A 20,462-nucleotide genomic window follows, 5' to 3' on the forward strand; every position below is an offset into this window, starting at 1 on the left:
GCCCTGAGGGGCCCGGTACGCTGGGTGGTGTTTCACGTGAAACACCAGGCTGAAATCCCACCCCGATCCGCGAAGGCTGGATGAACCACGATGCATCGGTACAGGTCCCACACCTGCGGCGAGCTCCGCTCCTCTGACGTCGGCACCGACGTCCGGCTGAGTGGCTGGCTGCACAATCGGCGCGACCTGGGCGGCATCCTCTTCATCGATCTGCGCGATCACTACGGCATCACCCAGCTCGTGGCGCGTCCGGGCACGGCCGCCTACGAGGCGCTGGACAAGCTGAGCAAGGAGTCGACCGTACGGGTCGACGGCAAGGTCGTCTCCCGCGGCGCCGAGAACATCAACTCCGACCTGCCCACCGGCGAGGTCGAGGTCGAGGTCGGCGAGGTCGAGCTGCTCGGCGCGGCCGCCCCGCTGCCGTTCACGATCAACGCCGAGGACGGCGTCAACGAGGAGCGGCGGCTGGAATACCGCTTCCTGGACCTGCGCCGCGAGCGCATGCACCGCAACATCATGCTGCGTACGGCCGTGATCTCGGCCATCCGCCACAAGATGACGGCGCTGGGCTTCAACGAGATGGCGACCCCGATCCTGTCGGCGACCTCCCCCGAGGGCGCCCGTGACTTCGTGGTGCCCTCGCGTCTGAACCCTGGCCGGTTCTACGCCCTGCCGCAGGCCCCGCAGCAGTTCAAGCAGCTGCTGATGATCTCCGGTTTCGACCGCTACTTCCAGATCGCGCCCTGCTTCCGCGACGAGGACGCCCGCGCCGACCGCTCGCCCGGCGAGTTCTACCAGCTCGACGTCGAGATGAGCTTCGTCGAGCAGGAGGACGTCTTCCGCCCGATCGAGCGGCTCATGACCGAGCTCTTCGAGGAGTTCGGCAACGGCCGCCCCGTGACGTCGCCGTTCCCGCGGATCCCGTTCCGCGAGGCGATGCTGAAGTACGGCTCCGACAAGCCGGACCTCCGCGCCCAGCTGGAGCTCGTCGACATCACCGACATCTTCGAGGGCTCGGAGTTCAAGGCCTTCGCCGGCAAGCACGTGCGCGCGCTCGCGGTGCCGGACGTCTCCGCGCAGCCCCGCAAGTTCTTCGACCAGCTCGGTGACTTCGCGGTCTCGCAGGGCGCCAAGGGCCTCGCCTGGGTCCGGGTGGCCGAGGACGGCTCGCTGTCCGGCCCGATCGCCAAGTTCCTCACCGAGGAGAACGTCGCCGAGCTGACCAAGCGGCTCCAGCTGGCCGCCGGTCACGCCGTGTTCTTCGGCGCGGGCGAGTTCGACGAGGTCTCGAAGATCATGGGCGCGGTGCGGGTCGAGGCCGCCAAGCGGGCCGGGCACTTCGAGGAGGGCGTGTTCCGGTTCTGCTGGATCGTCGACTTCCCGATGTACGAGAAGGACGAGGACACCGGCGCGATCGACTTCTCGCACAACCCGTTCTCCATGCCGCAGGGCGGTCTGGAGGCCCTGGAGACCCAGGACCCGCTGGACATCCTGGGCTGGCAGTACGACATCGTCTGCAACGGCGTCGAGCTGTCCTCCGGCGCGATCCGGAACCACGAGCCCGAGATCATGCTCAAGGCCTTCGAGATCGCCGGCTACGACCGGGAGACCGTCGAGGACAAGTTCGCCGGCATGCTCCGCGCGTTCCGCTTCGGCGCCCCGCCGCACGGCGGCATCGCCCCCGGCGTGGACCGCATCGTGATGCTCCTCGCCGACGAGCCCAACATCCGCGAGACCATCGCCTTCCCGCTCAACGGCAACGCCCAGGACCTGATGATGGGCGCGCCGACCGAGCTGGAGGAGGCCCGCCTGCGCGAGCTGCACCTCTCCGTCCGGAAGCCGCAGCCGAAGTAAGGCCTGCGGAAAGAGGGCATAAGCAGGGCATTCAAGGGAAAGGCTCGAAACCGGCGTCGGTTTCGAGCCTTTCCCTTGTTCCAGATAATTCACAGCTCTCTCCGATGTTCCCACAGGCTGCGGCTTGCCTACGGTCCCTGTCCATGACAGACACCCACACCCCCATGGATTCGCCGTCTCCCGAAGAAAAAAGGAAACTGGCCCGCCGTACGGTCCTCGCGGCCGGCAGTGTGGCCGTGACCGCGGTCGGCGTCGGCAGCGCCTTCGCCGCGACCGACGGCACGAGCGCGGAGGACGGCGCCGGAGCGGCCGCCTCGGCCTCGGAGGGCGCCTGCTACACGCTCACCTCCGAACTGGTCGAGGGCCCGTACTACATCGACGCCGACAAGCTCCGCCAGGACGTCACCGAGGACCAGGAGGGCATCCCCCTGCACCTCACCCTCAAGGTGATCGACGCGGAGACCTGCCGGCCGCTCAGGAACGCGGCCGTCGACATCTGGCACTGCAACGCGTCGGGCGTCTACTCCGGGTACGAGGCGGTGGGCAGCGGCGGCGGTGGCGGTGGCGGCACCCCGCCCACCGACGCCCCCACCGACGTGCCGACCGACGTCCCCACCGGGCCCCCGCCGGGCGGTGGCGGCGGCCACCAGGAGCCCACCGACGACACCCGCTACCTGCGCGGCACCTGGCACACGGATCGCCACGGGCACGTCTCCTTCAAGACCGTGTTCCCCGGCTGGTACCAGGGCCGGTGCGTCCACATCCACGTCAAGGTGCACGTGGACGGCGAGTGGACGGACGCGGGCTACGAGGGCGGGCACACCTGCCACACGGGCCAGCTCTTCTTCGACGAGACGTCGGTGCTCCTGTCGGCCGAGGTCGAGCCCTACGCCAGCAACACCACGACCCGGACCACCCTCGACGGTGACTCGATCTACCCGGACAACGGTCACGCGGGCGGACTGCTCTACCTGAAGTACGACCACCACCACATCGACCGGGGCGTCCGCGGCCATCTGACGCTGGGCGTCGAGCCGAGCGACACGAACGACGGCTGACATACCCCTTACGCGGGCCCTGAACGGGATCGTTCAGGGCCCGCCGCCATTTTTCCGACATCTACCGGGCTAAAGTAAGGCAAGCCTTTCAAGCGATTTTTCTGAGAAATGGCGTGATCCTCGCCGCGATTTCGGCGGTGCTTTGCACAGACATGAAATCCAAAGCGTTCTCCCCCACTTCTACCAGCCTGGTCTTCTACGTTTCCCGGCCATGACGGACAACCGGTCGGCCGAAGAGCCGAAACACAAGAACGACGTGACGCGCCGCAAGGTCGTCGTGGTGGGCGCGGGAGCGGTCGCCGCCGTGGGTCTGGGCGGCGGTCTGGCCCTGGCCGCGCAGGCGGACGAACCCAAGAAGAAGTCGTCCGCGAGCTCCACGAGCACGTCGGAGACCTGTTACACCCTGACCTCGGAGACCACCGAGGGCCCCTACTACCTCGACCTCGACATCTTCCGCAAGGACGTCACCGAGGACCGCGAGGGCATCCCGCTCACCCTCAAGGTCAAGGTGGTCGACTCGGAGACCTGCCGGCCGCTGCGGGACGCGGCCGTCGACATCTGGCACTGCGACGCCGTCGGGACCTACTCGGGCTACGAGTCGATCAGCGAGTCGGCCAACGGCGGATCCGGCTCCAGCGCTGCGCCCACGGAGAGCCCGACCGCCATGCCCAGCATCGACCCCAGCGCCTCGATCCACCAGCAGAACACGGACGACAAGACCTACCTGCGCGGCACCCAGCGCACGGACCGGGACGGCTTCGTCGAGTTCCGGACCATCGTGCCGGGCTGGTACTCGGGCCGCTGCGTGCACATCCACGCCAAGGTCCACGTCGACGGCAAGTGGAACTCCGACCGGGAGTACGTGGGCGGCCACGTCTGCCACACCGGTCAGTTCTTCATCGACCAGGACATCGTCGACGACTCCCAGGCGATCGCGCCGTACTCGACCAACGAGACGACGATGACCAAGCTCTCGGAGGACATCATCTACGACGGGAGCGGCACGAAGGGCGGTCTCCTGGACATCCGCTACGTGCGCAGGAACCGGCTCGCCGCGGGGCTCGTCGGCTCGATCACGGTCGGCGTCGACCCCGCCGAGACGAACGACAACGACACCATGGCGTCGATGAACTTCGGCTCGCCCTCGGCCTCGGCCTCCTCCTGAGCCCTCGCGGCTCCACCCGGCGTGACAGGGGCGCCCGGGACGGTTGACGTCCCGGGCGCCCCACGCTGTGCCGTGGATCCGCCGACCGCCCGTGCGGCGAGCGGACGGCCGTGCCGGTCAGGTGTCGTAGCGGCCGTCCCACGGCTCGCCGAAGCCGAGGTTGTCCGGGTAGAGCTCGGCCCAGGGGCCGTCGTCGTCCTCCTTGGCCACCAGGCCGAAGAACACGCCGTCCACGGTGAGCTGGAACTGCCGTATCGAGATGTCCGTGTACGTCCGCCGGGGCAGGCTGCGCAGCATGGTCGCGAGCCGGGCCCGGGCGCGGGACAGCACCGAGTCGGCGCCGTCGGGGTCGAGCCGCTGCTCGGCCCAGCTGCCCGCGCACCAGATCTGCGAGTCACGGTAGTGGCCGTCCTTGTCGAAGAGGTGGAGCACCGCGTACAGGCGTTTCCGCTCCTCCCAGCCCTCGTCGAGCCGGAACCCCTCGGGGAAGGCGTACGTGACCGACGCCAGGAACTGTCCGTCGGCGTAACGGCCGATCGCGTCGGTACGGCCGTGCGGCTCGTAGGCGATCGGGATGAGATCAGGGGTTGCCATGACGAAACCATACGGATGTGTCGTGGACATGCGGCTGTCGGGGGCGGTCCGACGCCACGAGAAATTCACGGCAACCTTTTCGATCTCCACAACCACAGAGGAGTGAAGCCCGCCGACGCGGGCTTGCCCAGCACTCCGGACGCGCTCCGGATGTACGTAAGGACTTCCCCCGTGGCCTCTGCTTCTCACCGCCGGTCCCTTCGCAAGCGCCGTACCCTCGTCGTCTCCGCCGCCGTCGTGGCGGCCGGGGTCGGGGCCGGTGCCCTCGTGCTGAACGCGAACGCCACCTCGGCCGCCGACCTCTACCACCAGACGCTCGCCGCCAAGGACGGCTGGGCGTCCTCCGGCACCGGCACGACCGGCGGCGCGAAGGCCGACTCGGCGCACACCTTCACCGTCTCCACCCGCGCCCAGCTGGTGAAGGCGCTCGGGTCGGTCTCCGACACCACCCCGCGCATCATCAAGGTCAAGGGCACCATCGACGCCAACACCGACGACTCCGGCACGAAGCTGGCCTGCGCCGACTACGCGGCCGGCACCGGCTACACGCTCAGCTCGTACCTGAAGGCCTTCGACCCGTCGACGTACGGCAGCTCCGAGCTGCCCTCCGGGACGCAGGAGACGGCACGCGCCGCCGCGCAGAAGAAGCAGGCCGCGAACATCGTCTTCAAGGTGCCCGCCAACACCACGATCGTCGGCGTGCCCGGCAGCAAGGCCGGCATCACCGGCGGCATGCTCCAGATCCAGAAGGTCGACAACGTCATCGTCCGCAACCTGACGTTCTCCGACACCGAGGACTGCTTCCCGCAGTGGGACCCGACCGACGGCGACGACGGCAACTGGAACTCCGAGTACGACTCGGTCACCCTGCGCGGTGCCACCCACGTCTGGGCCGACCACAACACCTTCACCGACGCCGGGCACTTCGACAGCACCAACCCGAAGTACTTCGGTCGTGAGTACCAGGTCCACGACGGCGAACTCGACATCACCAAGAGCTCGGACCTGGTGACCGTCGAGCAGAACCAGTTTACCAGCCACGACAAGACGATGCTGATCGGCAGCAGCGACAGCGAGCCCAGCGGCAAGCTGCGCGTCACCCTCCACCACAACGTCTGGAAGGGCATCGTCCAGCGCGCCCCGCTGACCCGCGTCGGCCAGGTCCACATCTACAACAACGTCTACGACGTGACGCCCCTGAACGGCTACAACCTCCAGTACAGCATCAACTCCCGCGCCAAGGCGCAGGTCGTGGCACAGAACAACTACTGGACCGTGCCCAGCTCCATCAAGGTCTCCAAGCTGCTCAGCGGCGACGGCACCGGCTCGGTCGCGGGCAGCGGCAACCTGGTCAACGGCACGACGACCGACCTCGTCGCCGCCTACAACGCCGCGAACTCCAAGAAGATCAAGACAACGGTGAACTGGGCCCCGACCCTGACCGCGGGCCTGGAGTCCAGCGCCAAGAACCTCCCCACGGAACTCGCGAAGTCGGCGGGCGCGGGCGTGCTGACCACGAGCTGAGAAGCTTCAGCGGCCCCGCTGTCACGCAGGGCGGCGGGCGTGCGCCGGCCCCGGATCCGTGCGGTGGATCCGGGGCCGGGGCCGGGGACGCAGGAGCGGGCCGGCGGTCAGTCCTGGCGGGCCCTGGACTTCGAGCGGCGGACGCGGCGGCGCAGGGCCGGTCCGATGCGGACCATGACCCGCTTGTCGATGCCGCTGACCTGGCGTTCCATCGTGGACAGCAGCTTGGTGGCGGCGGTCAGTTCCCTGCGCAGGGCGTCCACACTGCGCCGCGTCTCGGCGGCCTTCTTCTCGGCGGTGGCCAGCCGGTCGCGCAGTTCCCTGTTCTCCTTGGCGTGCCGGGCCGCCCTGGTGTCGGCCGCGGTGATCCGCTCCCGCAGCCGGCTGATCCGGTACCGCATCTGGCCGTCGTCCCCGCCGTCCCAGACCGGCATCGACGCGGGCAGGTCGAGGGCGGCCAGCCGGGCCTCGAAGGCGGCGCCGCCGTCGCCGTGGGTGTAGGTGTTCTGAAGGTCGTTGCGGTCGAGGAAGGCGGTGATCCGCTCGAAGCGCTCACCGTGGCCCTTGATCATCGCGGAGAAGTCGGCGTTCTCGTACAGCTCGCGCGGGTCGGTGTCGGCGCTCAGTTCGGTGAGCGGGCGGTACGGGATGTCGAAGTAGCGGCACAGTTCCTGGGTGCGCGAGTCGTGGGTGAGGACCACGCTCGGGGTACCGGCCAGCAGGGCGGCGATGTTGCCGTGGATCCGGGTGCCGTAGGCGAAGTCGTAGCCGCGCAGCTCGTTGATCCAGGTGGCCGGGTCCAGCGGCATGCGGACCTTGTTCTCCTGGAGCAGGGCGTGGCTGAGCTGGAGCGGGAAGGGGGCCGTGTGGCCGGACTCCTGCGTGGTGTCGCCCCACAGCAGCAGTTCCGCGTCGACGGTGTTCTGCGCGTAGTACGTGAGATCGGGGTAGTGCTCCCAGGCGTACTGGGCCATGCCCGAGATGTCCCCCACGGGTATCGCGTTCGGCGAGAGGTTGAGGGCGATGCGCGAGGCGCTGGTGATCTCCGTGGCCCGGATCTCGGGGAAGGTGTCGCCGTACAGGAACATCGAGGGGCAGCCCATGATGTCGATGTCGTTGAATCCGAGGCCCTTGAGGTAGTCCGAGGTGAGTTCGCCGCGGACGCCGATCGAGGCGGAGCGGTCCAGGACCGCACGGGCGAAGCGGCGGACCGAGTCGTTCATCGGCTTCAGCCAGTCGGTGTCGTAGTCCGCGGGGGCCTGGGCGCCCACGCCGAACACCACGACAGGGATGGTGAGCTGCTCGATGAGCGCCGAGAGCCGGTCCAGCGAGGTCTGGAACGTCGGGCGGAAGGCGTTGGCCAGCGGGACGACGAAGACGTCGTACTGCTCGTTGATCTCCGCGGCCCGGCGGGCGGAGGGATCGGTGCGGATGCCGTTGGACGTCACCTCGGTGTCCGGGGTGGACAGCATTTTGTGCGCCGAGTCGCTGAAGAGCAGATTGCCGGTGTTCGTGCCGATCAGGTCCTGGTGGATGAACTCCGTTGGACTGGCGACACGAAACGGGCTCTTTCCGGAACGGATCAGGATTCGCTTCACGAACGGCACACTATCTCGCAGGTAAATACCAGGTGAAGGAAGGGTAAGAGGATTATCCGCCTCTTTCCTGAGGCTTACCCCACGCCGAAGGCCCGGCGGGAGGGGTGTCTCCTGCCGGGCCTTCGGCGTGTGTCCGTGGGGCGGGTCAGGCGTCCGTGCCGCCGAAGCGCTCCTTGTACGTCTCCAGGTCCTCGTCCGTGAGCTTGGCGAACAGGACCGGGGGGACGGTGAAGGGGGTGCCGGCGGGGACGGCGGTCAGGGACCTCGCCTCGTCGGCGGTGACCCAGGTGGCGGTGTCGCCGGTCAGGGCGAACGCCTCGCGCATCGTCTTCGCCGTCGACGGGATGAAGGGCTCCGAGACCACCGAGTAGAGGTGGATCAGGTTCATCGCCGTGCGGAGAGTGAGGGCGGCGCCGTCCTTGTCGGTCTTGATCTCCAGCCAGGGGGCCTTCTCCTCCAGGTAGGAGTTGCCGGCCGACCACAGGGCGCGCAGGGCCGCGGCCGCCTTGCGGAACTGGAGGGCCTCCATCTGGGCCTCGTACTCGGCGAGCAGGTCGGCGATCTGGCCGCCCAGCTTCGCCTCCGCCTCGCCCGGCTCGCCGCCGGCCGGGACGTCGTCGCCGAAGCGCTTGCGGGAGAAGGACAGGACCCGGTTGACGAAGTTGCCCAGGGTGTCGGCCAGGTCCTTGTTGACCGTCGCCGTGAAGTGCTCCCAGGTGAAGGACGAGTCGTCCGACTCCGGGGCGTTGGCGATGAGGAAGTAGCGCCAGTAGTCGGCGGGGAGGATGTCCAGGGCCTGGTCCGTGAAGACACCGCGCTTCTGGGACGTGGAGAACTTGCCGCCGTAGTACGTCAGCCAGTTGAAGGCCTTGACGTAGTCGACCTTCTTCCACGGCTCGCGGACGCCGAGTTCGGTGGCCGGGAACATCACCGTGTGGAACGGGACGTTGTCCTTCGCCATGAACTCCGTGTAGCGCACGCTGCTGTCCACGTCGTACCACCACGACTTCCAGTCGCGGTTCTCCGGGTCCTGGTCCGACCACTCCTTCGTCGCGCCGATGTACTCGATCGGGGCGTCGAACCAGACGTAGAAGACCTTGCCCTCGGCCGCCAGCTCCGGCCAGGTGTCGGCGGGCACCGGCACGCCCCAGTCCAGGTCACGGGTGATGGCGCGGTCGTGCAGGCCCTCCGTCAGCCACTTGTGGGCGATGGAGGAGGCCAGCTGCGGCCAGTCCTTGTCGTGCTTCGCGACCCACTCGCGGACCTCGTTCTCCAGCTTGGACTGGAGGAGGAAGAGGTGCTTGGTCTCGCGGACCTCCAGGTCGGTGGAGCCGGAGATCGCCGAGCGCGGGTCGATCAGGTCGGTCGGGTCCAGGACGCGGGTGCAGTTCTCGCACTGGTCGCCGCGGGCCTTGTCGTAGCCGCAGTGCGGGCAGGTGCCCTCGACGTAGCGGTCGGGCAGGAAGCGGCCGTCCGCGGGCGAGTAGACCTGGCGGATCGCCCGCTCCTCGATGAAGCCGTTCTCGTTCAGCCTGCGGGCGAAGTGCTGGGTGATCTCGCGGTTCTCGGCGGAGGAGCTGCGGCCGAAGTAGTCGAACGCGAGCGCGAAGCCGTCGTAGACCGCCTTCTGGGCGTCGTGCGCCTGGGCGCAGAACGCGTCGACCGGGAGACCCCGCTCCTTCGCCGCGAGCTCGGCCGGGGTGCCGTGCTCGTCCGTCGCGCAGATGTAGAGGACCTCGTGGCCGCGCTGGCGGAGGTACCGGGAGTACACGTCCGCCGGGAGCATGGACCCCACCATGTTGCCCAGGTGCTTGATCCCGTTGATGTACGGAAGGGCGCTGGTGATGAGGTGTCGAGCCATCGGGGGCTGCTCCCAGGTCGCTGTTGCTGCAGATGGTTCCTACAGGTGTGAACCTTGAAATCGTAGCCGACATGTGTATGCCGCCCGCTTCCCGTTTTACGGGGTGAGAAGCGGGCGGCACGGGGGCGCGGGCGGGGCGTGGGTGCGCCCCGGGCCGCTACGGGCGCCAGTCGATCAGGAGACCGTCGTAGAGCTCGGCGTCGGTGAGCTCCAGGGGGGTCGGGCCCGCGTGGAAGAACGCCGTGTTGTCGGACTTCAGCTTGCGGAGGTAGTCGAAGGCCTTGTTCTCGTGCTCGCCGAACGCGACGAAGGAGAAGAAGAGGGACGGGTGCGACTTCGCGGCGTCCGTGAGGGACTGGGTGGCCGGGGTCTTCGCGTCCGGGGCGCCGTCGGTCTGGAAGACGACGAGGGCGGGGGTGCCGGGGGCGGCGTGCTCGTCGTAGTGGGCGAGTACGGCGGCCACGGCGGCGTGGTAGCTGGTGCGGCCCATCCGGCCGAGGCCGGCGTGCGCCTCGTCGACCGCGTTGTCGGCGGAGGCCGGGGTGAGGTCCGTGGTGCCGTCGACCTCGGTGGAGAAGAAGACGACGTGGACGGTGGGGGTGGTGCCGGCCGGGGTGAGGTGGGTGGCGAGGGCGAGGGTCTGGTCGGCGAGGGCCTGGGCGGAGCCGTCCTTGTAGTACGGCCGCATGCTCGCGGAGCGGTCGAGGACGAGGTAGGTGGTGGCGTGGGTGCCGATGAGGGAGGCCTTGGTGAGGGCGGCCGCGGCGGGGGTTTGCCCACCCGCACCACCCGTTCCGGTCTCCTGGACAGGTGAGGTCGCCTGTGGGGCGGACTCGCCGTCGGCGGCCGCGGGCAGTCCGGCGGAGCCGACGTCACCCTCGCCCTCGCCCTCGGCTACCGCCACGGCGACGGGCTCGGCGATCGCTTCGGCGACGGGCTCGGCGACCGGTTCGGCCGTCGTGGCCTCGGCCTCCGTGGTGACGGTGGCATCGGCGGTGGGCTCGGCGACGGCCGTGGTTTCGACCGTCGGCTCGGTGACCGCCTCCGCGGCGGGCGTGGCCTCGGGCTCTGCTTCGGCTGTCGTGGCTTCGGCCTCGGGCTCGGTGGCATCGGCGCCGGTTTCCGCGGCGGGCGCGGGTTCGACCGTCGGCTCGGCGACCGCCTCCGTGACCGGCTCGGCCTCGGGTTCGGTGGCATCGGCGGTGGGCTCGGCGACGGCCGTGGTTTCGACCGTCGGCTCGGTGACCGCCTCCGCGGCGGGCGTGGCCTCGGGCTCTGCTTCGGCTGTCGTGGCTTCGGCCTCGGGCTCGGTGGCATCGGCGCCGGTTTCCGCGGCGGGCGCGGGTTCGACCGTCGGCTCGGCGACCGCCTCCGTGACCGGCTCGGCCTCGGGTTCGGTGGCATCGGCGGTGGGCTCGGCGACGGCCGTGGTTTCGACCGTCGGCTCGGTGACCGCCTCCGCGGCGGGCGTGGCCTCGGGCTCCGTGATCGGCTCGGCCTCGGGCTCCGCCTGAATCTCAGCCCCGGCCTGGACCTCGGTCTCCGGCTCAGCCTCGGTCGCCGGGGTGCTTTCGGCGGCAGCCGCAGGCTCGACGAGTGCCTCCGCCTCGGCTTCCGTGGCGGCCTCGGTCCCCGTCTCCGCTTCGGCCGCGGCCGCAATTCCGGCCTCCGACGAGGCCTCCGACGAGGCCTCCGGCTCGGCGTCAGCCTCGGTCTTGGTCTCGGTCGCGCTCTCGGCCACCGGCTCGGCTTCGGTTTCCGTGGCCGTCTCCGGCTCGGCCTCGGCCTCTGCCTTCGCTTCGGTCTCGGTCTCAGCCGGGATCTCTGCCGTCGGCTCAGTCGCGGTCCCGGCCTCCGCCGAGATTTCCGGGGCGACGTCCGCCTCAGCCTCGGTCGCCGGCTCGGCTTCGGTTTCCGTGGCGGTCTTCGGCTCGGCCTCGGCCTCGGCCGTGGTCTTCGGCTCGGCTTCTGCTGCGGCCTCGGTCACCGCCTCGGCCGCTACCTCCGCCTCCGCCTCCGCCTCCGCCTCCGCCTCCGCCTCGGGGGCGGGGGTGGTGAGGTCCGGTTCTGTTGTTCGGGACGTCTGCTTGGGGACCGAGACGTTGTTGAACGCGGCCGAGACCAGTTCGTGTTCGTCGGATCCGGATGTTGCCGGGCGGGGTTCGGGGACCGCAGCCGACGGCTGCGAAGGGAGCTGGTCCGCACCCTCTGCCTCGGCGGGGCGCGGCTTTCGCGACCTGCCGAATGCGTTCCGCAGGAGAGTGAGAATGCCCATGTGCGCAACCCTTCGCGTGAGTTGTAGCCGTCAATCACTGGCCAGGACGGACACGTAAGGTTAGCGGCCCCAGGTTGCGATCTTGGGAAGGGGCGATGACTCCCGTCGAGCACACCGCGGTCGAGTCCAGGCCCGCTGTCAACTTCCCCTCGGTCGGGTGTAGTTCATCTTTCGTTCATGCGGCGGCTCCTCCGGTGCACAGCCACCCCCTTAACGTCACGCTCACACCAAGAGCTTGCAAGGGGAGAGTAAAGTGCGCGAACTGCTGCCGATCGTCGGGACCCCGGCCCACTCGCATCCCGGTGGGCGGTCCTCGCTCACCTGCCGCTTCCGCTGCGGTGACGCCTGCTTCCACGAGGTGCCCAACACCAGCTCGAACGCCTACGTCGGTGACGTCATCGCCGAGGCGGTGAGCAGGCGGAGCGTGGTGCGGGCCGCCGCCGTGGTGGCCGTCGCCGCAGGTGGCATGAGCGTCGGTGCGCAGAAACCCGCCGCCGCGTCCGAACCCGCCGCCGCGTCCAAACCCGCCGGCGGCGCCCGTGGGCTCCGGTTCACCTCCGTCGCCCCCAACACCGCCGACACCGTCACCGTCCCCGACGGCTACGGCCAGAACGTCGTGGTCCGCTGGGGCGAGCCCATCCTGCGCGGTGCCCCGGCCTTCGACCCGGAGAACCAGACCGCCGCCGCGCAGGCCGGCCAGTTCGGGTACAACAACGACTTCCTCGCGCTGCTGCCGCTCCCCGGCGAGCACCGGCGGCAGATCCTCGTCGCCAACCACGAGTACACCGACGAGGTGCTGATGTTCCGCGGCTACGACGCCGCCGCCCCCACCCGGCAGCAGGTGGAGGTGGCCTGGGCCGCGCACGGGCTCGGTGTCGTCGTGGTCGAGGAGGACCGGCGGACCGGCGCGCTGACCGCCGTACCGCGGCATCCGCTCAACCGCCGGGTCACCGCCACCACCGAGTTCGAGCTGACCGGGCCGGCCGCGGGCGGCGCGCTGCTCCGGACCTCCGCCGACCCGACCGGGCGCAAGGTGCTCGGGACCCTGAACAACTGCTCCGGCGGGACCACCCCGTGGGGCACCACGCTGCACGGCGAGGAGAACTTCAACCAGTACTTCGCGGGCGGGACACGGACGACCGACAAGCGGTACGGGCTCGGCACCGGCGCCACCGAGCGCAAGTGGGAGCGGTTCGACCGGCGGTTCGACGTGGCCCAGGAGCCCAACGAGTCGCACCGGTTCGGGTACGTGGTGGAGCTGGACCCGTACGACCCGGACTCCACGCCCCGCAAGCGGACCGCGCTCGGCCGGTTCAAGCACGAGGGGGCGACCGTCCGGCTGACCGAGGACGGGCGGCCCGTCGTCTACTCCGGCGACGACGAGCGGTTCGACTACTTCTACAAGTTCGTCGGCAGCAAGAGGATGCGGAAGGGGAACGGCCGGGCCGCCCGGGAGCACAACGCCACGCTGCTCGACGAGGGCACCCTGTACGTCGCCCGGCTCACCGGGGACTCGCCCGCCGCCGAGATCGACGGGACCGGGAAGCTGCCCGCCGACGGGGAGTTCGACGGCGGCGGGGAGTGGATCCCGCTGGCCACCGCCACCGCGAAGGGTGCGGTGTCGCACGTGGAGGGGATGAGCGCCGAGGAGGTGTACGTCTTCACCCGGCTCGCCGGCGACAAGGCCGGGGCCACCAAGATGGACCGGCCCGAGGACATCGAGCCCAGCCCGCACACCGGCAAGGTGTACGTCGCCCTCACCAACAACACCAACCGCGGCGTCGGGTCGAACGCCGCCGCCGACGAGGCCAACCCGCGCAACGGCAACAAGCACGGGCACGTTCTGGAGCTGACCGAGCGCCGGGGCCGCGCGGACAGCACGGCGTTCGCCTGGTCGCTGTTCCTGGTCGCCGGCGACCCGCAGGACCCGTCGACCTACTTCGCCGGGTTCCCGAAGGACGGCGTCAGCCCGATCTCCTGCCCGGACAACGTGGCCTTCGACCCGCACGGCAACCTGTGGATCTCCACCGACGGCAACCAGCTCGGCTCGCACGACGGGCTGTTCGGCGTGGCCACGAAGGGCGCCCGGCGCGGTGAGCTGAAGCAGTTCCTGACCGTGCCGACCGGTGCCGAGACCTGCGGTCCGCTGGTGCAGGACCGGCGGGTGCTGGTGGCCGTGCAGCACCCCGGTGAGATCACCGGCGCGAGTGTGGAGAGCCCCGCGAGCACCTGGCCCGACGGGCCGGGGAGGATCGTGCGGTCGGCCGTCGTCGCCGTGTGGCGCGAGGACGGGCGCGACATCGGCGTGTGAGACGCCCGCGGGAGACGGCGGGGGCAGTGGGACCGCGGAGGCGGCGGGGCGGCGGGGGCCGCGGGGTCAGTGGGGTGAGGCGATCGATCTCGCCGCCGCCACCTCCTGGCGGAGGGGTTCCAGGACGCTGTCCGGTGGCCCGGTGAGGTCCGTGCGGACCGCGATCAGGGTCTCCGCCTCGCGGACGCCCTCCGCGAGCTCGCGCAGTTGCAGGACGACCTGGCCGACCTCGGCCCGGGCCGGGGGCGGCGCTCCGTGCCGTACCCGGACCCGGGCCGCCGTCGTCGCGTCGACGATGCGTTCCACGGCGACGACGAGCGGCCACCAGGCGGCTGCGCGGCGGCCGGTGGGCGGGGGTTCGCTCAGGGCCCGCTGGAACTCCGTACGGATGACGGACAGGTCGCGGTAGAGACGGCGGCGCATCCGGGCGCGGGCGGCCGGGTCGGCGCCCGCCTCGAAGGCCAGCTCCACGTACGCGGCGGTGTCCGCCACCGCGTCGGCGAGCCGGTCGCCGACGCGGGTGCGCCAGCTCTCCGGCCACAGCAGGTAGCCGGCGATCAGCGCGATCGCGCAGCCCGTCAGGGAGTCGAGCAGGCGGGGCAGGAGGAGCGCGGTGCCCTGGTGGTTCAGCACGTCGGACAGGAGGAGGATCACCGGGGTGATGGCGGCGGTCTGGAAGCCGTAGCCCCGGGGGGTCAGGGCCGGGATCAGCGGGGCCAGGACCATCATCACCGGTACGTCCCACCAGCCGCGCGGTACCACGGTGAGGACCGTCGCCGCCACCACCAGGCCGGCCACCGTGCCGAGCGCGCGCAGCAGTGCGCGGGAGAAGACCGAGCCGAAGTCGGGCTTGAGGACGAAGGTGATGGTGAGGGCGACCCAGTAGGAGCGCGGGACCGGGATGAGGGAGACCAGGGCCTGGGCGATGCCGATGCACAGGGCGAGCCGGATGCCGTAGCGCCAGGAGTTGGCGGAGAGCACGACGCCTCGGGCGGCGCGGGCGGTGCGGATGCCGAGGGCGGCGGGGCGGCCGAGGCGGTCGTCGATGCCGCGCGGGTCGATGTCGGGGGTGGTGGCGACCTCGGCCACGTGCCGCAGGGCGTGGTCGACGGCCCGGCCGGTCTCGTTGGCGGGCTCGGGCAGGCGCAGCCCTATGGGGCCGGTGTAGCCGGTCTCGATGGCCTCGGCGATGTGCAGGACCGCCGCCGGGACCTCGGGCGGCAGCGGCCGCCCGGCGAGCCGGGCGGCGGGGGCGGCCTCCACCACCGGGGTGATCGCGTTCAACTGGGCCAGCATGCGGGTGAGTTCGCGGTTGCGGCCGCGGTAGCGGGCCCGCCGGGCCAGGATCAGGTCGTACGACTGGTTCAGTGACTGGGTGACGGTGTGCCGGGCGCGGTCGTAGGTCTCGCCGTCGGCCGTGCCGCTCGCGGCGAGCAGGTCGGCGACGGTGCGGTAGGTGGCGGCGACCGCGGAGCGTTCCGGTACGCCCGAGCGCAACGGCCAGGCCAGCAGGGCGAGCAGCAGGACCAGCAGGCCGCCGCCGGTCATCAGCACCGGCGTGAGCCACCAGGGGCCGGGCAGCGGCAGGCCCGCGCCGATCACCGAGTTGAGCAGGAGCAGCAGGCCGGAGACGGAGGAGACCGCGCCGATCGTCGAGATCATCCCGGAGAGCAGGGCGATGCCGGTGACGACGGCGACCGTCAGCCAGCCCTGGCCGTAGACCAGGGAGCCGAGGGTGACGCCGATGGCGCCGAACAGCTGCGGGACCGCGATGTTCAGGATCCGCATGCGGTAGGCGTCGGCGGTGTCGCCGATGACCCCGGACAGGGCGCCCATCGACGCGAGCGCGCCGTACGCGGGCTGTCCGACGGCGAGTCCGACGGCGAGCGGGAGCGCCATGGCGAGGGCGGCGCGGGCGAGGGCGGCCCAGTTGAGGGGCGCCGCCTGCTCGGGCCGGAGGTTCCGCACCAGCCAGTCGGGAGGGGTGAGGCCGATGGGGAACTCTCGGGACATGCGCCCATTATCGGTGACTTCGCTGGTGGAGCGGGATGTCCGCGAGGAGGGCGCGGCGCTCGGTGCCGGTGGCCCGGCGCCGGATCACGGGGCTTGGTCCACCCGGGCCAGGAACTCCCCCAGCACCCGGTTGAACTCCTCGGGGCGTTCCAGGTTCGGCAGGTGGGCGGCCGCGTCGACGACGTGGAGGGCGGAGTCGGGCAGGAGGGCGTGCATGGCCTCGGCGTCGCCGACCGGGGTGTACTCGTCGTCCGCGCCGACGACGACCAGGGCGGGGACCGTGACCTTCGCCAGCAGGGGCCGGTAGTCGGGGCGTTCGGCCCGGCCGCGCAGGGCCGCCGCGGCGCCCTCGGGGTCGGCGGCCGTCATCATGCGGTGGACGTGGGCCCGTACGGCCGGGTCGGCGTAGGGGGCGACCATCCTGTCCAGGACCTCGTCGGCGTAGCCGCGCATGCCCTCGTCCAGCAGCCGGTCGGCCGTCGCGTTCCTGGCACGTCTGCCCTCGGGGGTCTCCGGGTCGGGGAAGGTGTCCGCCAGGACCAGGCCCCGGACCCGCTCGGCGCCGAAGCGGTCGTAGCACTCCATCGCGATCTGGCCGCCCATGGAGAGACCGGCGAGGACGCAGTCCGTCACGCCCAGCGCGTCGAGGAGTTCCTCCAGGTCCGCCGCGAACCGGGAGAGCGGGGTGCTGCCGGGGGTGACGGGGGAGGCGCCGTAGCCGCGCAGGTCGGGGGCGATGACCCGGCGGGAGGCGGCGAAGGCGGTCAGCTGCGGGTGCCACATCGTGCGGTCGAAGGGGTGGCCGTGGACGAGGAGCAGCGGGGTGTGCGCGTTCTGGGGGCCTTTGTCGTCGTATGCGAGGAAGGGGGTCATGTGATCGACCCTAGGGCGCCGCGACTTCTCGGTGCAATAAGATCTTTGCCCTCGGTGCAATGAGGGTGGGGGCGTGGACGACTTCCGTGGGATCGCCGACCGGATCGCGCTGGACATCGCGCGCGGACGGCTGCGGGCCGGCCAACGGCTGCTCGCGCAGCGGGCGTTCGCGCGGCGGCACGGGATCGCCGCCTCCACCGCCGGGCGGGTGTACGCCGAACTGGTGCGGCGCGGGCTGGTGGTGGGCGAGGTCGGACGCGGCACCTTCGTCCGCGCCTCGGCCGTCGCACCGCAGGGCCGGGCCCTGGTCGAGGACGGTGCCGCGCCCGTCAACCTGGAGCTCAACTACCCTTCCGCGCCTGGGCAGTCGGAGCTGCTCGCGCCGGCTCTCGCGCCGCTGCTGCGTCCCGACGCCCTCACCGACGCCCTGCGCACCACCCCCGCCGACGGCACCCCGCAGGCGCGGGAGGCCGTCGCCGCGCTGCTCGCCACCGGGGACTGGCGGCCCGACCCCGGCCGGATCCTGTTCACCGGCAACGCCCGGCAGGCGGTCGCCGCGACCCTGGGTTCCCTGGTCGGGCCGGGTGGCCGGGTCGGCGTCGAGCCGCTGACGTATCCGCTGGTCAAGGAGGTCGCGCGGCGGCTCGCCGTCACGCTCGTCCCGGTGGAGACGGACGCGGAGGGGCCGGTGGCGGAGTCGGTGCTGGCCGCCCACCGGTCCGCCCCGCTCGGCGCCCTCTACCTCCAGCCGACCCTGCACAACCCGACGTCCGTGACCACGACGGCCGGGCGTCGCCTCGAACTGGCGCGGTGCGTCACGGACCTGGGGCTGCCGGTCGTCGAGGACCGGGTCTGGTCGTTCCTGCACGACGGCGCCGAGCCGCCCCTCGCCGCACTCGCCCCGGAGCTGGTGCACCTCGTCGACGGGCTCTCCAAGCGGGTCGCGCCGGGGCTCACGGCCGGGTTCGCGGTCGTACCGCGGGAGCGGGTGGCCCAGGTGGCGGCCGCGGTGCGCTCGGGCGGCTGGAGCGCGGGGGCGTTCGCGCTGGAGGCGGCCGTGCGGTGGATCGGCGACGGGACCGTGGCACGGCTGGTGACGGCCAAGCGGGAACAGGCGGTACGGCGGCAGGGGCTGGTCCGGGAGGCGCTGGCCGGGTTCGCCGTACGGGCCGATCCGCGTGGGTACTTCGCCTGGTGGGAGCTGCCGGCGCCGTGGCGGGCGGACGACTTCACGGCCGCCGCGGCCGCCTGCGGGATCGCGGTCACGCCCGGCACCGCCTTCCGCGTCGACCCCCGGCGGACGCCGGACGCGGTACGGCTCGGGCTCGCGTCGGCGGCCGAGCCGGAACTGGCCGGGGCGCTGCGGACCCTCGCGGCCCTCGCGGCACGCGGACCGCGCGCCCCCCTGGCGAACGACCGGCCCGACGGGACGCCGTAGCCGGACGGCCGGTCCGGTGGGGTGTCGTGGTGGCCGGGCTGCCCGTTCGACAGGGTGTCGTGGGCGGGTGGCTGTGCGTGGTGTGGGGGGAGGTGCGGCTCAGGGGACGGGCATGTTCCGGCCGGGGCGTGGCCGGGCGGCCGGTCCGGCGGGGTGTCGTGGTGGCCGGGCGGCCGGTCCGGCGGGGTGTCGTAGCAGCCGGACGGCCGGTCCGGTGGGTGTCGTGGTGGCCGGGCTGCCGGTCCGGTGGGGTGTCGTGGGCGGGTGGCTGTGCGTGGTGTGGGGGAGGCGTGGCTCAGGGGACGGGCATGTTCCGGCCGGGGGGCTGCGAATCCGTCCTGAGGGCGGGGGAGTCGGGCTGGCCGGCGGCCGGTTCGCGCACCTCGGCCGGCCGGCGGCGGACGCGGTGGCCGAGCCGGGCCAGCGCGGCCACCGCGACCCCGAGCGCGAACAGCAGCCAGGCGACCGTGCGCAGGGTGGACGTCAGGGCGTCGTAGACGGCGGCCGCCGCCGGGTGCGGGACGCCGGACGGCAGGTCGGCCAGGGTGAGACTGCGGCCCACCGCGAGGGCCAGGCCGAGCAGGGCACCGCCCAGGGCCGTGCCCAGCGCGGTCGCCGTGACGGCGCGCCTGCGGTGGGCGGCGAGGGCGATGCCGGCGACCGCGAAGACGACGGCGGCGACGGGCAGCCAGAAGCCGGCGACCTCAAGCACGTGGAACCCCTTCCGGAGCCGGTCCAGTCCGTCGGCCGGGAGGACGGCGACGGCCGTGTGCTGGACCGGGATACGGGCCGCGAGCGGCACATGGTCGTGGGTGAGCTGGTCCTTGACCTGGGCGGTGACCGGGGCGAGGTCCACGGTCACCGGCTCCTCGCGCTCGTCCTGGAGCGCGCGCAGCACGGCGTCGTGGGTGGCCCGGTTGCCCGCGTCCCAGGCCAGCCGGAACGCCTCGGTCTGCATGAAGGAACGGACCGCCTCGTGCACGAAGGGCGCCACCGTGCCGCGCATCGGCAGGCCGACGTCCGCCTCGCGCATGATGCCGTCCCCGACGGTGTCCGCCACGGCGTCCCGGACGTCGGGGTCGTCGGCCAGCGGCGCCATCGTGTCGACGTACTGCCCGGTGTCCGCGAGCCCGTACGCCGCCCAGGCCGCGAGCGCGCCGAACGGCGCCAGCGTGCAGGACAGCGCGATCAGCAGCGTCGACAGCGCGAGCCGCAGCCGCAGCCACGACGGCCGGACGGGTCGCGAGGCCCGTGAGGCCCGCCGGGCCCGCGAGAACCGCACGGACCGCACGGACCGCACGGACCCGGCGGGCACGGGCGGCGGCAGCGTGGGCACAGGGGTCACGCTTCCAGCCAATCCCCTCGGCACCGCCCGGGCGAGCGGGACGACTGCATTCGGGCGTACCGGAGCCCCGGCCGCTGCGGCCGGGGCCCGGGTGCGGGAGAGGTCAGCGGATGCGGTGTCCGGCCGCGTCCTCGTGGGTGTAGAAGCGGTAGAACGCCAGGACGAAGACGACGGCCGCGGTCGCCAGGGCCATCACCGTGGACCGCAGGACCGACTCGCCGGACTGGCTGTACATGAAGCCGAACGCGATACCGACGAAGGACGCCCACGCCGCCGCGTGCAGCTCCCGGGGCAGTCTCGGGGCGTATGTCATGACGGCCCAGAGCAGGGCCGCGAAGACGATGGTGCTCGCGAAGCCGAGCACCAGGTTCCAGCCGGTGACGGGCCCGCCGTCGCGGCTGATGGCGGCGGTCCAGTAGCCGTAGACGAGCCCGGTCAGCACGGGGACCGCCACCAGGGACCTGGCGTGCGTCCGGGCGCTGAAGATGTTGGGCGCACGGCCGCTGCGGGGCATGCCGCCGGCCGTGGGTGCCGCGTGCGCCATGGGAGTGCT

At 71.6% G+C, this 20,462-nt stretch carries 14 protein-coding genes; 6 read left to right on the forward strand and 8 right to left on the reverse strand.

Features of this window, described 5'->3' with window-relative positions:
* The first annotated feature begins 90 nt into the window (after positions 1-90).
* The 3 genes from aspS to ACZ619_RS31060 all read left to right on the forward strand — a co-directional run bounded on the left by aspS (position 91) and on the right by ACZ619_RS31060 (position 4,077).
* Positions 91-1,854, forward strand: a complete 1,764-nt coding sequence (aspS, locus tag ACZ619_RS31050; RefSeq protein WP_469605902.1) for an aspartate--tRNA ligase — start codon at positions 91-93, stop codon at positions 1,852-1,854.
* Between the two features lie 143 nt (positions 1,855-1,997).
* The gene (locus tag ACZ619_RS31055) at positions 1,998-2,912 is read left to right on the forward strand and encodes an intradiol ring-cleavage dioxygenase (protein WP_469605905.1); all 915 of its coding nucleotides are present in this window, start codon (positions 1,998-2,000) and stop codon (positions 2,910-2,912) included.
* Between the two features lie 211 nt (positions 2,913-3,123).
* Positions 3,124-4,077 carry an intradiol ring-cleavage dioxygenase gene (locus ACZ619_RS31060; RefSeq protein ID WP_469605907.1) on the forward strand — a complete coding sequence of 318 codons (954 nt, stop codon included), beginning with the start codon at positions 3,124-3,126 and terminating at the stop codon, positions 4,075-4,077.
* 117 nt (positions 4,078-4,194) lie between these two features.
* Here ACZ619_RS31060 and ACZ619_RS31065 read toward each other — a convergent pair whose 3' ends face one another.
* On the reverse strand, positions 4,195-4,671 hold the full coding sequence (locus ACZ619_RS31065) for a hypothetical protein (protein WP_469605909.1): 477 nt from the start codon (positions 4,669-4,671) through the stop codon (positions 4,195-4,197).
* A 171-nt stretch (positions 4,672-4,842) separates the two neighbouring features.
* Between ACZ619_RS31065 and ACZ619_RS31070 the strand changes: the two genes are divergently transcribed.
* A complete protein-coding gene (locus ACZ619_RS31070; RefSeq protein WP_469605911.1) occupies positions 4,843-6,195 on the forward strand; it encodes a pectate lyase family protein in 1,353 nt (450 codons plus the stop codon).
* A gap of 107 nt (positions 6,196-6,302) precedes the next feature.
* On the opposite strand, the gene ACZ619_RS31075 is transcribed toward ACZ619_RS31070, so the two are convergent.
* From ACZ619_RS31075 to ACZ619_RS31085, 3 genes are all read right to left on the reverse strand, one after another.
* Positions 6,303-7,793 carry a polysaccharide pyruvyl transferase family protein gene (locus ACZ619_RS31075; protein WP_469605913.1) on the reverse strand — a complete coding sequence of 497 codons (1,491 nt, stop codon included), beginning with the start codon at positions 7,791-7,793 and terminating at the stop codon, positions 6,303-6,305.
* A 145-nt stretch (positions 7,794-7,938) separates the two neighbouring features.
* Positions 7,939-9,654 carry a methionine--tRNA ligase gene (gene metG / locus ACZ619_RS31080; protein ID WP_469605916.1) on the reverse strand — a complete coding sequence of 572 codons (1,716 nt, stop codon included), beginning with the start codon at positions 9,652-9,654 and terminating at the stop codon, positions 7,939-7,941.
* Between the two features lie 157 nt (positions 9,655-9,811).
* A complete protein-coding gene (locus ACZ619_RS31085; protein WP_469605919.1) occupies positions 9,812-11,929 on the reverse strand; it encodes a VWA domain-containing protein in 2,118 nt (705 codons plus the stop codon).
* A 253-nt stretch (positions 11,930-12,182) separates the two neighbouring features.
* Here ACZ619_RS31085 and ACZ619_RS31090 point away from each other — a divergent pair, with 253 nt between their 5' ends.
* Complete coding sequence (locus ACZ619_RS31090; protein ID WP_469605921.1) at positions 12,183-14,240, forward strand: PhoX family protein; 2,058 nt, start codon at positions 12,183-12,185, stop codon at positions 14,238-14,240.
* A gap of 66 nt (positions 14,241-14,306) precedes the next feature.
* Here ACZ619_RS31090 and ACZ619_RS31095 read toward each other — a convergent pair whose 3' ends face one another.
* Together ACZ619_RS31095 and ACZ619_RS31100 are read right to left on the reverse strand one after the other, a co-directional pair.
* Positions 14,307-16,253, reverse strand: coding sequence for an FUSC family protein (locus ACZ619_RS31095; protein WP_469605923.1), 1,947 nt, complete (start codon positions 16,251-16,253; stop codon positions 14,307-14,309).
* 84 nt (positions 16,254-16,337) lie between these two features.
* Positions 16,338-17,126, reverse strand: coding sequence for an alpha/beta fold hydrolase (locus ACZ619_RS31100; RefSeq protein WP_469605924.1), 789 nt, complete (start codon positions 17,124-17,126; stop codon positions 16,338-16,340).
* 73 nt (positions 17,127-17,199) lie between these two features.
* On the opposite strand from ACZ619_RS31100, the gene ACZ619_RS31105 reads away from it, so the two are divergent.
* On the forward strand, positions 17,200-18,564 hold the full coding sequence (locus ACZ619_RS31105; RefSeq protein WP_469605927.1) for an aminotransferase-like domain-containing protein: 1,365 nt from the start codon (positions 17,200-17,202) through the stop codon (positions 18,562-18,564).
* Positions 18,565-18,859: 295 nt separating this feature from the next.
* Here ACZ619_RS31105 and ACZ619_RS31110 read toward each other — a convergent pair whose 3' ends face one another.
* Together ACZ619_RS31110 and ACZ619_RS31115 are read right to left on the reverse strand one after the other, a co-directional pair.
* On the reverse strand, positions 18,860-19,768 hold the full coding sequence (locus tag ACZ619_RS31110; protein ID WP_469606105.1) for a hypothetical protein: 909 nt from the start codon (positions 19,766-19,768) through the stop codon (positions 18,860-18,862).
* Positions 19,769-20,012: 244 nt separating this feature from the next.
* Positions 20,013-20,453: a hypothetical protein gene (locus ACZ619_RS31115; protein WP_469605930.1), complete on the reverse strand. Its 441-nt coding sequence runs from the start codon at positions 20,451-20,453 to the stop codon at positions 20,013-20,015.
* Positions 20,454-20,462: the final 9 nt, after the last annotated feature.

Source organism: Streptomyces sp. NPDC104367, assembly GCF_055583825.1.